The sequence below is a fragment of the Pseudomethylobacillus aquaticus genome, from assembly GCF_003730115.1.
Taxonomy (GTDB): Bacteria; Pseudomonadota; Gammaproteobacteria; order Burkholderiales; family Methylophilaceae; genus Pseudomethylobacillus; species Pseudomethylobacillus aquaticus.
Window position 1 is genome coordinate 1 of the sequence record NZ_RJVP01000006.1, and the last position, 13,738, is coordinate 13,738.

11 protein-coding genes are annotated in these 13,738 nt (G+C 58.6%); 3 read left to right on the top strand and 8 right to left on the bottom strand.

Going from position 1 to position 13,738, the window contains the following annotated elements:
• Positions 1-411: 411 nt before the first annotated feature.
• Entirely contained in the window at positions 412-1,419 is a 1,008-nt protein-coding gene (locus tag ED236_RS10345; RefSeq protein ID WP_123237911.1) for a CobW family GTP-binding protein, read from the top strand.
• Positions 1,420-1,547: 128 nt separating this feature from the next.
• Here ED236_RS10345 and ED236_RS12515 read toward each other — a convergent pair whose 3' ends face one another.
• The 8 genes from ED236_RS12515 to ED236_RS10385 all read right to left on the bottom strand — a co-directional run bounded on the left by ED236_RS12515 (position 1,548) and on the right by ED236_RS10385 (position 11,360).
• Positions 1,548-1,916, bottom strand: coding sequence for a hypothetical protein (locus ED236_RS12515; protein WP_162299611.1), 369 nt, complete (start codon positions 1,914-1,916; stop codon positions 1,548-1,550).
• Between the two features lie 69 nt (positions 1,917-1,985).
• Complete coding sequence (locus ED236_RS10355; protein ID WP_123237913.1) at positions 1,986-2,978, bottom strand: class 1 fructose-bisphosphatase; 993 nt, start codon at positions 2,976-2,978, stop codon at positions 1,986-1,988.
• A 59-nt stretch (positions 2,979-3,037) separates the two neighbouring features.
• Positions 3,038-4,273: a maltoporin gene (locus ED236_RS10360; RefSeq protein ID WP_123237914.1), complete on the bottom strand. Its 1,236-nt coding sequence runs from the start codon at positions 4,271-4,273 to the stop codon at positions 3,038-3,040.
• Positions 4,274-4,284: 11 nt separating this feature from the next.
• The gene (locus tag ED236_RS10365) at positions 4,285-6,057 is read right to left on the bottom strand and encodes a PTS fructose-like transporter subunit IIB (protein WP_123237915.1); all 1,773 of its coding nucleotides are present in this window, start codon (positions 6,055-6,057) and stop codon (positions 4,285-4,287) included.
• A 27-nt stretch (positions 6,058-6,084) separates the two neighbouring features.
• A complete protein-coding gene (gene pfkB / locus ED236_RS10370) occupies positions 6,085-7,056 on the bottom strand; it encodes a 1-phosphofructokinase (protein WP_123238021.1) in 972 nt (323 codons plus the stop codon).
• Positions 7,057-7,100: 44 nt separating this feature from the next.
• A complete protein-coding gene (ptsP, locus tag ED236_RS10375) occupies positions 7,101-9,617 on the bottom strand; it encodes a phosphoenolpyruvate--protein phosphotransferase (RefSeq protein WP_123237916.1) in 2,517 nt (838 codons plus the stop codon).
• 103 nt (positions 9,618-9,720) lie between these two features.
• Positions 9,721-10,494: a DeoR/GlpR family DNA-binding transcription regulator gene (locus ED236_RS10380; RefSeq protein WP_123237917.1), complete on the bottom strand. Its 774-nt coding sequence runs from the start codon at positions 10,492-10,494 to the stop codon at positions 9,721-9,723.
• A 383-nt stretch (positions 10,495-10,877) separates the two neighbouring features.
• Positions 10,878-11,360, bottom strand: a complete 483-nt coding sequence (locus ED236_RS10385; protein ID WP_162299612.1) for a GlcG/HbpS family heme-binding protein — start codon at positions 11,358-11,360, stop codon at positions 10,878-10,880.
• A 320-nt stretch (positions 11,361-11,680) separates the two neighbouring features.
• Here ED236_RS10385 and ED236_RS10390 point away from each other — a divergent pair, with 320 nt between their 5' ends.
• Entirely contained in the window at positions 11,681-12,952 is a 1,272-nt protein-coding gene (locus ED236_RS10390) for an AAA family ATPase (RefSeq protein WP_123237919.1), read from the top strand.
• 12 nt (positions 12,953-12,964) lie between these two features.
• A complete protein-coding gene (locus ED236_RS10395) occupies positions 12,965-13,639 on the top strand; it encodes an RloB family protein (RefSeq protein WP_123237920.1) in 675 nt (224 codons plus the stop codon).
• Positions 13,640-13,738 lie beyond the last annotated feature (99 nt).

The following is a 13,738-nucleotide window of genomic DNA, read 5'->3' on the forward strand; positions in this document are numbered from 1 at the left end:
GACGCTGCACAACAAGATTGCCAGTCTGCGCATTCACATACGCCGCATCCCCATGCGCCGTCACCACCGGAAGACCTAACTGGCCGCCACTGCCCAGCACATTCGCTGAACTCCCCGCCAACCCCAAACCACTCCCCGTGACGATCGCTACCATAACCACTCCTTCACATCCGCTCAGTGCCATGGCGTTCGTCTAGTTTTACTGCAGCCAACGGCGTATATAACTTAAGAGATCGTGATATTTGAAGACCAGTTTAGTAGTACAAACGTGTTACTTGATGAATACATCTGGATTATTGTGGGTGATAAGGTCAAATAGAATGGTGCTCAAAGTTGAAATTACGGAAGCAAATCGAATTCAAAAGAATCAAGTCGATTAAACTTAAAAACTCATACTGATTGATATTGCTTATGGATAAACGTATTCCCGTCACGCTGCTCACCGGCTTTCTTGGCAGTGGAAAAACCACGCTGCTCAACAAATTGCTACAGCATCCGGACATGCATGACACCGCGGTGGTGATCAACGAACTGGGCGAAGCAGGCCTGGACCACATCCTTGCGCGCACGGTGGAAAACCAGCATATCGCCGACAACATGGTGCTACTGGAATCCGGCTGTTTGTGCTGCACGCTGAGCAACGAGATGGCGGATACGCTGCGCGACCTGTTCTTCAAGCGCGCTTTGCAGGCCATTCCGCAGTTTCAGCGTCTGGTGATCGAGACCACCGGCCTGGCTGACCCCGGCCCCATCATGGCCAACCTGCTCAACGAGCCCGTCATTGGCAACACTTACCGGCTGGATGCGGTGGTGGTCACGGTGGACAGTGTGTATGGCTTGCAGCATCTGGAACAGCATGCCGAAGCACGCAAGCAGGCAGCAGTGGCGGATGTGCTGTTGATCAGCAAGGTGGATCTGGCCACGCCGCAACAGCTGCTGGCGCTCAGCGAGGCCCTCACCGCACTCAACCCGGGCGCCACACAACACCGCATCACGCATGGGCACATCGACCCGCAAGCGCTGATCAACGTAGGCTTGTTCGACCCGGAGACACGGCAGGCCAAGCCGCAACGCTGGTTACGTGCGCCAGCCAAGCCACGCGGCATGCTGCCAACCGCCTTGCATGACGACGATATCCGCAGCTTTACCGTGACACTGCCTACCCACCTGCGCTGGGAAACATTGCAGCCCGTGCTGCAACGCTTGTGTGATCAGTTCGGCGAGCAGTTGCTGCGCCTGAAAGGGATATTGCATGTGGAAGATGCCTCTGCGCCGCTCGCCGTGCATGCGGTGCATGCCACGTTGTATCAGCCCACCCTGCTGGAGGGTTGGAGCGAAGTCGAGCCGATGACGCGCATCGTGCTGATCGGCAGGGGTCTTGACGAAGCATTGATACGCAAACAATTGATGCAAATATGAAATATTCCTGTGTTTGTGTGGGATTTTTTGAAAATTGTCACATACATGCTTATAATCGGATGTTATGGTTGCTTCGCACGCAACCTAATCTCTTAACTCAAACAGGACATAACTTATGAATTCTTCTATCAAGACCTTGTTAGCCATTGCTGCTCTGGCAGCCCTGGTAGCTTGCTCCAAAACCGAAGAAGCTGCGCCAGCTGCTGAGGAAGCACCGGCTGCGGAAGCACCGGCTGAAGCACCAGCCGCTGAACCAGCACCAGCGCCAGAAGCAGCACCTGCTGGCCCTGGTGGTTATGAGCCAACCCCAGAAGAGCGCTATGTTCCTGACGCTCCTGCCGCTGCTCAGTAATTAGCAAGCAAGCCCGGTTGACTTCGGGTAGCTGTAGATAAATACCGGGGCCTGTACAGGCCCCGGTTTTATTTTGCGGGTCGGCTATGCTTTTTTGCCGATTATGCTTTGCGTACCGGCTATGCAAGGCATGCAGCATTTGCATGGCGGGCCGCTGCAAGTCGAGTGCTACAGCCAGAACCAGGTTCAGTTGCAGGCCTCCTCAACACCCGTCTCAGGCCTTGAAATAGGTCGCCATGCGCTGTATTTCCTCACGCGAGCCCAGGTAGACCGCAACACGCTGATGCAAACCCTGCGGGGTGATATCGAGGATGCGCTGCTGGCCATCGCTCGCCAGGCCACCCGCCTGCTCTACCAGCCAGGCCATGGGGTTGGCTTCATACATCAGCCGCAAACGCCCACCTGCCTCGCGCGTCCTTGCATCCACCGGGTACATGAACACCCCGCCACGGATCAGGATACGATGCACCTCGGCCACCATGGAGGCCACCCAGCGCATGTTGTAATCCTTGCCTAGCGGGCCTTCGCTGCCAGCCTGGCAGTCTGCGATGTAGCGCTGCACCGGGGCATCCCACCAGCGCTGGCGGGCCATGTTGATGGCGAATTCATTACTGCTGGCAGCGATCTGCATAGTGGCATGCGTAAGCACGAAATCACCGCTGTCCTGATCCAGCGTAAAGCCGTGCACGCCCTGCCCAATGGTCAGCACCAGCATGGTGGAGCTGCCATACAAGGCATACCCCGCGCACACCTGGGCACTGCCCGGCTGCAGAAAATCCATCACCAGCGGCTCGCTGATGCCATGCGGGCAACGCAAGATGGAAAAGATGGTGCCCACCGACAGGTTGAGGTTGACGTTGGAGGAACCATCCAGCGGGTCGAACAGCAGCAGGTAACGTCCATGCTGACGGTAACGCTCAGGGATCAGATACGGCTCATCCATCTCTTCCGAGGCCATGCCGGCATAGTGGCCGCCCTGCTGGTTCATCTGCAGGAACAGGTCGTTGCTGATCACATCCAGCTGCTTTTGTGTTTCGCCTTGTACATTCTGCGCCTCCAGACTGCCCATGGTGCCCAGCAAGGACCCCTTGTTGACCTGTACGGCGATGGCTTTGCAAGCCTGCGCGATGTCGGTGATCATGCCGCGCAGTGCTGGTTCGGCCAGCTCAGCATGGGTGAGAAATTCAGCGAGTGTGGTCTTGTTCATGGTGTTGCCCTTTCCCGGAATGACAGTTGCCGCCTGGTGATATGGGTGTGTGCCGGTGTTCACCACCAGCCCTCGAATTGCAAGCCTATGGTCACGCCATGCTTGTCGTTACCAAACACCCCGTTGCTGGCCAGCGATGCCACAGCTGCATCGCCAGAACCCACTGCCGCATCGGCGGCCGCCTGGTTCCATTTGGCATAGGTACAAAAGAAGCGCAGCTCCGGACGTGCCCAGAAATTGCTGGCCATGGCCCAGGTGGGCGCCACGGTCAGCTTGGTCAGGCTGCGCGTCTCGCCCGTGGACGGGTTGACCCAGTCCTGCCCCAGTTCGGCCTGCAATTTGAACTGGCGCGTGATGCCGTAAGTGACGCGACCACCCAGCGAAGTCCAGGTCTGGTCGCCAGCATCGGCCGTGTCACGCTGATACACTGCGGTCAGCATACCACCCAGCCGGGGGGTCATTTGCGCATAGATACCTTCCACGATGCGCAAACGCTGCACATCGGTGCCGCTCTCCAGCGGGCCGGTATTCCCCAGGCCTATGCCCGGCCCCACGCCATATTGCACAGCCAGTTTGTTCCAGCCATCACCGGCGATGTTCTGTTGTCTGTGTTGCACCGTCACGCCCCAGCCGGAGTCGCCACCTGCCGGATTGTGGTTGGACGGGATCAGGCTCAAGCCCAGTTCCAGCTGGCCGTTCGGGTTGACCTTGAAGCCGCGTAACTGGATATCGTGCCGGGTGGCCTTGTCGTCCTGATTCTTGTTGTCGTCACGGAACAGCGCGTAGCTGAACTTGAGAGGCGCACCTCCCGGCCCGTCGATCACCACATCTTCCACGCCAGCGCCCAGGCCTTGCGGGTTCCAGTAAAAAAAGTCGGTGACATGGATATCTTCACGTTTGTAATAGCGGCGACCGGCCCACAGACTGCCACCGTTCAGTGCGGGCAGCTTGTCCCAGGTGACGTAAGCCTGCGCAAAGCGCGAATCACTGCGTCCATCCTGCAGCAAAGCATCGTCGGTCATGGGCTTGAAGTTGCTCACCATGACATAGGCCTTCAGCTCCGAACCGTCGTCGAACGCGTTGAGCTGCTGGCCGACACGAAATTCACCATAGACCTCACACTCGTTACCCATGCGGTATTTGGTGGCCGCACCCGCCAGTTTATAGCAGGCTGCCGAGCGGGAATCCGTCGTACCACCCAGTGCGCGGATATAACCGTACAGCTCCACTGCGGCCAGATTTTGGCAAGCCGCTCCCAGCGTGGCTGCCAGCAGCCACTGAACAATATGTTTCATGATGACCTCGGCTAGGCGCTATGCAGCGGTTGTTTGGTGAACATCAACAGGCTGGTGGTGACCACAGTGCCAGCGACGATCGCCCCCAGGTAGGGCAGCAAGAAGTTGACCGCATTGGGGATAGCCAGCACGAACAGGCCCCCGTGCGGCGCTCGCAACTCGCAGCCGAAGTACATGGACAAGGCTCCGGTCACAGCGGCACCGGCCACGCAGGGCGGGATCACCCGTAATGGGTCTTTGGCTGCGAACGGGATCGCGCCTTCGGTGATGAAACACAGTCCCAGCACGGCGGCGGCCTTGCCAGCCACCCGTTCATCCGCTGTGAAACGGCGTTTGCTGATCATGGTGGCCACTCCCAGACCTAGCGGCGGGATCATGCCGGCGGCCATCACCGCTGCCATGGGCAGGTAGGCGTGGCTGGCCAGCAGCCCAACGCCAAAGGTGTAGGCCGCTTTGTTGATGGGGCCGCCCATGTCGATGGCCATCATGCCGCCCAGCAACAGGCCCAACAGCAGCGCATTGGTGCTACCCATGCTTTGCAGGAACTGCGTCAGCGCATCCATGATGGCCTTGGCCGGCGTGCCGACCACATACACCATGATCAAACCTACGATCAGTGTCGCCAGCAGCGGGATCACCAGCACGGGTTTCAGGCCTTCGAAATTGGCTGGTAGCCGCACATACTGACGCAAGCCCAGCGCCACATAACCGGCCAGAAAACCTGCGATGAGGCCACCCAGAAAACCGGCCTGCAGCTGACTGGCCAGCATGCCGCCGATGAGGCCGGGTGCCAGACCAGGCCGATCTGCGATGGAGAAGGCGATAAAGCCTGCCAGTACCGGAATCATCAAGGCGAAAGCGGCACCACCGCCTATGCTCATCAAGGCCGCGGCCAATGTGTCGGGTTGCTTGAACGCTTCGATACCGAACACAAAGGACAGTGCAATGATCAGGCCACCTGCCACCACCAGCGGCAACATGTAGGACACACCGGTCAGCAGGTGTTGATAGGCGCCCCCCGCCGTGCTTTTCTGATTGGGTGTCTTCTGCATGGCAGCATTGGTCAGGTCGGGCTGGGCACTGGCGACAGGCAGGGCGAATGCCGCTTGCATGACCTGGTCCGTCTCTTTGAGGGCACGCCCTACCGAGGTCTTGTAGACACGCTTGCCGGCAAATCGGCTCGTATCCACATGGGTATCGGCCCCGATCACCACCACATCGGCGGCAGCGATCTCAGCCTCGGTGAGCAGGTGCTTGGCGCCTACCGAGCCTTGCGTTTCCACGCGAATGTCACAGTCATGCGCCGCGGCCCACTTCTTCAAGGCCTCGGCAGCCATGAAGGTATGTGCGATGCCGGTGGGGCAAGCGGTGATGGCCACGATGCGCTGGCGTTGTGGCTTGGCAGTAACCGCTGCTTGCGCAGTTGCCGGAGCTGCTGCGCTGCTGCCTGGGGACGAGGTGATGCCGATCAAGGCCAGCGCTGCTTCGATGACCTGCGCAGGGTGACGGATGGCCTCGCTGGTGCTGGTGGCATAGATCATCTTGCCTGCGAAGCGGCTCATGTCCAGATGGATGTCGGATGCCACGATGATGAGCTGAGCTGCGGCGATGCTGTCCGCAGTCAGCGCCGGGTGAGCGCCGCCGCCAGCAGCTCCAATAGCACCCTGCGTTTCAATACTGATGCTATGCCCCAGCATGGTAGCGGTTTTTTTCAGGGCCTCGGCGGCCATGTAAGTGTGGGCAACGCCGGTGGGGCATGCCGTCACTGCGATGATTGTTGCCATGTTGTTCTCCTCGTTTCAGCTTGCCGCTTAATCTACGGTCTTGATGCTGACTTGTTGTGTGTAGGTTTGGATGACATCCGCTGCGGGCAGGCGTGGGCCCAGCGCGGTGAGCGCGCCCATGGCGGTGGCGGTGGCCAGCCTGGCACGCTGTTCCAGATCCAGCTGCTGGATACGCGCTGCGATATAGCCCGCCACCATGGCATCGCCAGCGCCTACCGTGCTCTTCACCGCCACGGCTGGCGGCACTGCCCAGACGTGGCCATCACGGTTGGCGAAGATGGCGCCCTGCTTGCCCATGGACACCACCACCTCTTCGATGCCGTCCTGGATCAGCGCATGGGCTGCCGCCAGCACCATCTCTGGCGTTTGCAGCGTGGTGCCCAGCAGTTGTTCCAGCTCGTTGATGTTGGGTTTGATCACATCCGGTTTGGCAGCCAGGCCTTCACGCAGCGCCGTGCCGCTGGTGTCCAGCATCACCTTCTTGCCCGCCTGCTTCAGGCACTGGATCAGGTCGGCGTAGTAATCACCGGGCACGCCCTCGGGCAAGCTGCCGGACAACACGAACCAGTCGTGATCGAACAGCAGCGATTTAAGTTTGTGGTTCAACAGCTGCAGGTCACGCGAGGTGGCGATGGGGCCGGGGAAATTCACGTCGGTGATGCGATGACGCTCGGCGTCGATGATCTTGATGTTCACGCGCGTCTTGCCGGGCAGGCGCACAAAATCATCCGCGATGGCTTTTTCTGCGAACAACTGCTCGAAGATCTGGCTGTTGTCTATGCCGATGAAACCGCTGGCCGCACTGGTGTAGCCAAGGTCGGCCAGAAAACAGGACACATTGACGCCTTTGCCGCCCGGGTCCGACTGTTCGCGTGCCACGCGGTTGACTTCACCGACCCGGAAGCCGGGCACCATCAGGCTCTGGTCGATGGCCGGGTTGAGGGTCAGGGTGACGATCTGGCTGCTATGGTTAATGCTGGGGTTAATGCTGGTATTCATGGTGAGGTCCTTGTTCAAGGTGATGCCGTGATCAGGCGCCGTGATCAAATAGCGCGATCAACGCGCGGCCCGGTTCTAGCCACCGCCAGGGAGGCCGGCATGCTCAGCGCACGCACTTCAGCCGTGGTCGCGGCTTGCAGGGCGGCACCGGCCAGTGCCCGGCATTCCGCCAGCGTGTGCAGACGCAGCTTGGCCTTGATGGCCGCCACACTGGGGATACTCACACTGAGCTCGGCCACGCCGATACCGGTGAGGATGGCTGCGCCTTTGGGGTCACCCGCAATACCACCGCACACACCCACCCAGATGCCGTTGGCACGGGCGGCCTTCACGGTGAGGTCTATCATGCGCAGCACCGCCGGGTGTAGCGCGTCGGCCTGCCGCGCCAGGCTGGGGTGCAGGCGGTCCATGGCCAGCACATACTGGGTGAGGTCGTTGGTGCCGATGGAGAAGAAATCCACATGCCGCGCCAGTTCGGGTGCCATCAGCACCGCCGAGGGCACTTCGATCATGATGCCGATCTCCACCTTGGGCGCATTCAGCTCCTGACGCACCTCCTCGGCCATGGCCTTGGCCACCAGCAACTCATCCAGCGTGGCGATCATGGGGAACATGATGCGCACCGGGCCGGTGGCAGCGGCGCGGTAGATGGCACGCAGTTGCGGGCGGAACAGGTCGGGCCGTTCCAGACAGAGGCGGATACCGCGCATACCGAGAAACGGGTTCTGCTCCGCAGGCAGCGACAGATAAGGCACCTCTTTGTCGCCACCGATATCCAGGGTGCGGATGATGAGCGGCAAGCCGTTCAGCGCACGCGTCATGGTGTGATAGGCGTCGAACTGCTCGTCTTCGTCAGGTGGCGTGGCGCGCTGCAGGAACAGGAATTCGGTGCGCAGCAGACCGATGCCTTCGGCACCAGCGTCCACCGCCTGCGCCGCTTCAACCGCGTTGCCGATATTGGCCACCACTTCCACACGATGACCATCACGCAGGATGGCAGGCTGGTAACACGCCAGCGCTTCGGCAGAACGCCGTGCGGCGTGGTCCTGCTGCGCCAGTCTGGCCATGGCAAGATCTGCCTCATCCGGGTTGACGTAGAGTTTGCCACCATCACCATCCAGGATGCACAAGGTGCCTTCTGCCAGGCCCAGCACTGCCGGGCCGACACTGACCACGGCCGGAATATCCAGCGAACGTGCAATGATGGCAGTGTGTGAGGTGGGGCCACCAGCAGCGGTGCAGATGCCCAGCACCCGGCTCGGGTCCAGCTTGGCTGTGTCCGAAGGTGACAGGTCTTCCGCCACCAAGATCACGGGATGTGCTGGCTGTTGCAGCTCCTGTTCCAGCACGCCGGCCAGCAGACGCAACACGCGATTCCCCACGTCCTGCAGGTCGGCCGCCCGTTCCTTGAGGCGTGCATCGTCCAGGCTGGCGATCTCCGCCACACGCTGCTCCACACTGTGACGCCAGGCCCAGCCAGCACTGTGGCCCGCGCTGATGCTGGCCTGTGCGCCTTGCAGCAGGTCCGGGTCGGACAGGAATTCCTGATGCGCCAGAAAGATCGCCGCCCGCGCGGCACCGCTGCGTGCCAGCACATCGTCATGCAGTTGCTGCAGTTGCACGCGGGCGTGGGCGATGGCCTGCTGCAGGCTGGTGGTTTCGTGTTCAGCATCATTGGCGGTCACGGCGACCACCAGCTTTTCATGACGGAAATGATGCAAAGGCGCGATGGCGAGGCCTGCCGCGCCAGCAATGCCCACGATGGCGTTGCCTGCAAGATGGAGGCTGGGCAGGCAGTGCGCGGGCGCTTGTTCGTGCTCTTCTTCCTGTTCCAGACCATCACGCACCGCTTGCGCCAGTTTCTTCACAGCCAGCGCGGCATCGTCACCTTGCGCCATGATGCGCAGCACGGCCTGGTGGGTCGCGCCCAGCTTCAGCAAAGCCAGCGTGCTCTTGCCATTGGCAAGTTTATCGCCGCAGCGCACGCGTACCTCGGCATGGAACTGTTTGGCGATGTCCACGAACGCTGTCGCCGGTCTGGCATGCATGCCAGCCTTGCCGGGCAGGATGACCTCTTCATAACAGGCAAAATCATCTTCATGTGGCGCGCTACACGCCGCAGGCACCGCGTCGCGCCCGCGTGTCAGGCAGTCGATGATGTCCTGGGCATCCCGGGTTTGCGCCAGCCGCTGAATGGCAGCGGCATCGTCCAGCACATGGGTGAGGTTGGTCAGCAGCTCGATATGTTCGTCAGATTTGGCGGCGATGCCTACCAGCAGATACACCGTCTCGCCCTGGTTCCACTGCACGCCTTGCGGGAATTGCGCGACGGCGATACCGGTTCTGGCGATCAAGTCGCGGTCCTTGGGCAAGCCGTGCGGAATGGCGATGCCGTTACCCAGGTAGGTGTTAGCCACCTGTTCGCGCTGCTGCATGCTGTCGATATAAGCGGCCTGCATGTTGCCGTTGTCCACCAGCAACTGCCCCACGGTGCGGATGGCGGCGGCTTTGTCTGCGGTGCCGGCTGCCAGTTTGATGCTCTGCTTGCCCAACTGAATCATGATGCTCTCCTCATCTTGCTGTTGCGGTGCATCTTCAGCACCGTTGTCTGCAGGTCTGCGCCCGCTTCATGCTGTGTTGTTCAGGTGTTTCAGCGCCCCTGTGTCAGGCGATCACCAGTTCGATCTGTGCGGCCTGAGCCGCTGCCAGGGCGTCGTCTGGTAAACCGGGATTGACCACCCAGGTGGACATGGCATCGAACGGCACGATGGGCGCATAGGAGGGTTGATTCCACTTGGAGCTGTCGGCAAGCGCGCAGGACGATTTACTGCGCTCGATGACGGCGCGCTTGATCACGGCTTCCACATGGTTGGAATTGCTCCAGCCCATGGCCTGATCGACCCCGACGGCGGCCATGAAGAAATGATCGATATTCAGTTCGGCGATCTGCGCCAGTGCCAGCGGGCCCACTGTGCTCAACGCGTTCTGGTAGACATCGCCACCGATCAGCTGCAGGTGGTAAGGCGTCTGGCCAGCCAGTTCGGTCGCGATGGTGATGCCGTGGGTGATGATCTGCAGATCGGTGACCTGGGGCAGGCCCTGACGGATGGCACGGGCCAGTTCCAGCGTGGTGGTGCCCGCGTCTATGTAGATGGTCTGGCCGCTCTTAAGAAAACGCGTGGCCGCGAGGCCGATGGCCTGCTTCTTGATCTGGTCCTGCTGCAGGCGCAGGGAGTAATTGACATCACTGTTCAGCAACACCGCGCCGCCATGCACGCGCTTGAGCAGGCCGCGTTTTTCCAGCGTGTGCAGGTCACGCCGCAAGGTCATCTCGGAAAGATCGAACTGCTGGGCCAACTGCGTGGTTCTGCACTCACCGCGTGCTTTCAGCACGCTCATGATCAGTTCCAGCCTGTGGTCTGCCAAATGGTCTGCCATCACCTTCTCCTTATGCTGCTGCGCTCTACTCTGCTTTCTGAAGCTGTACTTTTTTCAAGCACTGCGTTTCTGAAGCGTTTTGCCGCACTGTTTGCCTGATTCAACATCGGGCAACGATGTTCGTTTGATTGATTTACGAACACAATCGCACATTATCGAACATACCGCAACACTTTTTTATGACAAGCTGAGGTTGTTACCAGGAAAGGAAGCGTAAATCGCGCGACTACAAACGATAAAAAACCCGGAAGACCGGGCTCAAGATCAATAAGAAACTAAATAAGAAACGAGAGAGAAAACGAGAGGAAAACGGGAGCGCACGCAAAAATAACAAATAACAAAGCTCGAAGCAGATCAGTGTTGGCAAGCCGCTTGCAGCAAACTCACATCGCAGCCAGGCCAGCCCGGGCGCATTGCTCATCCTGATCGGCTGTGACACCACTCACGCCTATGCCACCGATGATCTTGCCACCGCTCAACACCGGCAAGCCCCCAGGCAAGGCGATCACACCGGGCAAGGACATCATGGCTGGGTTGCCACCGGCCACCGCCTCGGCGAATTCACGGGTACTACGACAGTACATCGCCGCCGCGCTGGCTTTATCCACCGCCACGCGCGCACTGGCCGATTGCGTGTTATCCATACGCTCGTAGTACACCAACGACCCGTGCGTGTTGACGATGGCAACCGCTACCTTCCAGTTGTTGGCCTTGCAGGCAGCCACAGCAGCCGTGGCGATCTTTCTGGCCAGTTCGACGTTGATGTCCGGACCGTAATCCGGGCGTGTCTGGGCAGATGGCTGTGCTGTCAAACCCAATGACAGCAATAGCGTGATCGTGAGTGCGGTGTACTTGGTGATGGTCATACGTGTTCTTTGCGTTGGCCCACTAAATGGCATGCTACCCCAATTCGATGCCGCGCAAGGCATGGACCGCCTATTGGTTTGCTTGCTTGTATAAAAGCGAAGCGTGATGGGTCGCTGTGTATAGAGATAAGGCGCGATTAGCGTAGCAGCCCCTCGCGGTAAGTTCCACCACCTCATTATTCAGCCAACTACTATGGCTCCGCTATCCGTCAACTGATGCATTCTATTGAAGGTTAGATGCTGCATCAATGCATAAAAATAAGTTTACTTTATGTAAATAATAATCATAATAAACGTATATTTTAATACACGAGGCCATCATGCTGCTCGAATTCAGGGTTCGAAACTACCGCTCCATTCGGGATGAGGTCGTCCTTAGCTTCGTTGCCTCCAAAGACAAAAAGCTGGCTGAAACTCATCTGGCTACAACCGGCATATCGAGTCTGCCCAACGTATTGCGTAGTGCCGTGGTCTATGGCCCCAATGCCAGCGGCAAATCAACGTTGCTTCAGGCGCTGTTTTATATGCGTGCCGTTGTGGCTGAATCTGCAACTATTATGCAGCCTGGGCAAACGTTCAATGTTCAACCGTTTCGGCTGGACATGGAATACGCCAAGCAACCATCCGAATTTGAAATTACTTTCCTGCTGGACGGGGTGAGGCACCAATACGGTTTTACTCTCACACCTGAAAGGATTGTAGATGAATGGCTGCTGGTGTACCGTGCCCCCAAGCCGCAACAGTGGTTTCGGCGCAGCTTTAATGAGGAAACGCAAAGCTCGGATTATGAATTCAGCATTACCCACCTGACTGGCCCCCGCAAGCTTTGGCAGGAAGCAACGCGCCCCAATGCCTTGTTTCTTTCCACCGCAGCGCAGCTCAACAGCGAACTGCTTGGGCCGATTTTCCGCTGGTTGGTAGAACAGCCTGATTATTTCGGCGCCGGTTTATCGCCGCTGCCCGATTTAACCACCCAGTTGCTTCAGACAGAACTGGGCAAGAAGGCTGTGCGCGAATTTCTCGCATCGGCGGATATCAGCATCAGCGATGTAGTGAGCGTGTCACGACCTGGCTTCCAGCAGCAAATCTTGTTCGGCCCGGATGGGGCAAATTTCTCTCGCGAAGAGCGTGAAATTCTCATGCCACAGTTTGTCCATCATACCGAACACGGCTCCGCCACCTTTGAATTGCACGAAGAGTCAGAAGGGACGCAGCGCTTGTACGCGTTGATAGCACCTGTGCTGGATGTGCTCAAGAATGGCCGTTTACTGATTGTGGATGAACTGGATCGTAGCTTGCACCCATTGCTGGTTCGCCGGTTGGTGCGCATGTTCCACATGCCAGAACTTAATCCGCTGGGCGCGCAATTGCTTTTCAGCACGCATGACACCTCGTTGCTTGATCGCACCCTGTTCCGGCGCGACCAAATCTGGTTCACCGAAAAAGACCGGGATCAAGCCACGCGCCTCTTTCCGCTCTCTGATTTCAGCCCGCGTGAAACCGAGGCTTGGGAAAAGGGGTATTTGATAGGACGTTACGGCGCTGTGCCATTCTTCGATGAACCCGTGCCGCCCACTCAGGCGGCAGGCTGATGGGCAGGATGTATGGGGAAAGATAACCAGCCCAAAGCTCGTCAGGCCGCGCAACTTGCCCGTAAGGCAGGTCGACGTGCAAGCTACGACCGGATTCTTATTGTCACCGAAGGCAGCAAGACCGAGCCGTTATATCTGGGAGAAATACGCTCCCAATATCGGCTGCAAACCGCCAATGTGCAGGTGCAACATAGCCAATATGGCACCTCCCCGATCAGAATCGTGGAATTTGCCGAACACCTGTTTGTGAACGGCGATGAAGAAAAGAACATCCAGCCCCGCGCCTTTGAGCAAGTGTATGTCGTATTCGACCGTGACGATCATCAGACCTACCATAACGCCTTGTCTAAAGCTGCTGCGCTGAACGGTAGGTTGCGCAATGATTTGAAGCAGGCAGTGAAATTTGAAGCCGTCGCATCCGTTCCATGTTTCGAGCTATGGCTATTGCTCCATTTTGAGGATGTGCAAGCCCCATTGCATCGCACCGAAGTGTATCAACGCTTGCGCCAGTATCTGACGAACTACGACAAAGGGCAGGCAGGGCACTATGCACAAACGTGCCAAAACTTGGCTGATGCCTCTCAGCGGGCCGAGCACCTGTCGCGTCTGACCAATGCCCATGACGAGGTCGAACCCTATACCGATATGTACCGCTTGGTGCATTTGCTTACTACGCTTAAGACCTAAATCCCGAAACACCATATTCTATGGTCTAGCAAACGGTCAAGCATGGACATTGCCCTTCTTCTTGTTTGCTGACAACTTCCCAGGCACTCTCCTTTCGGT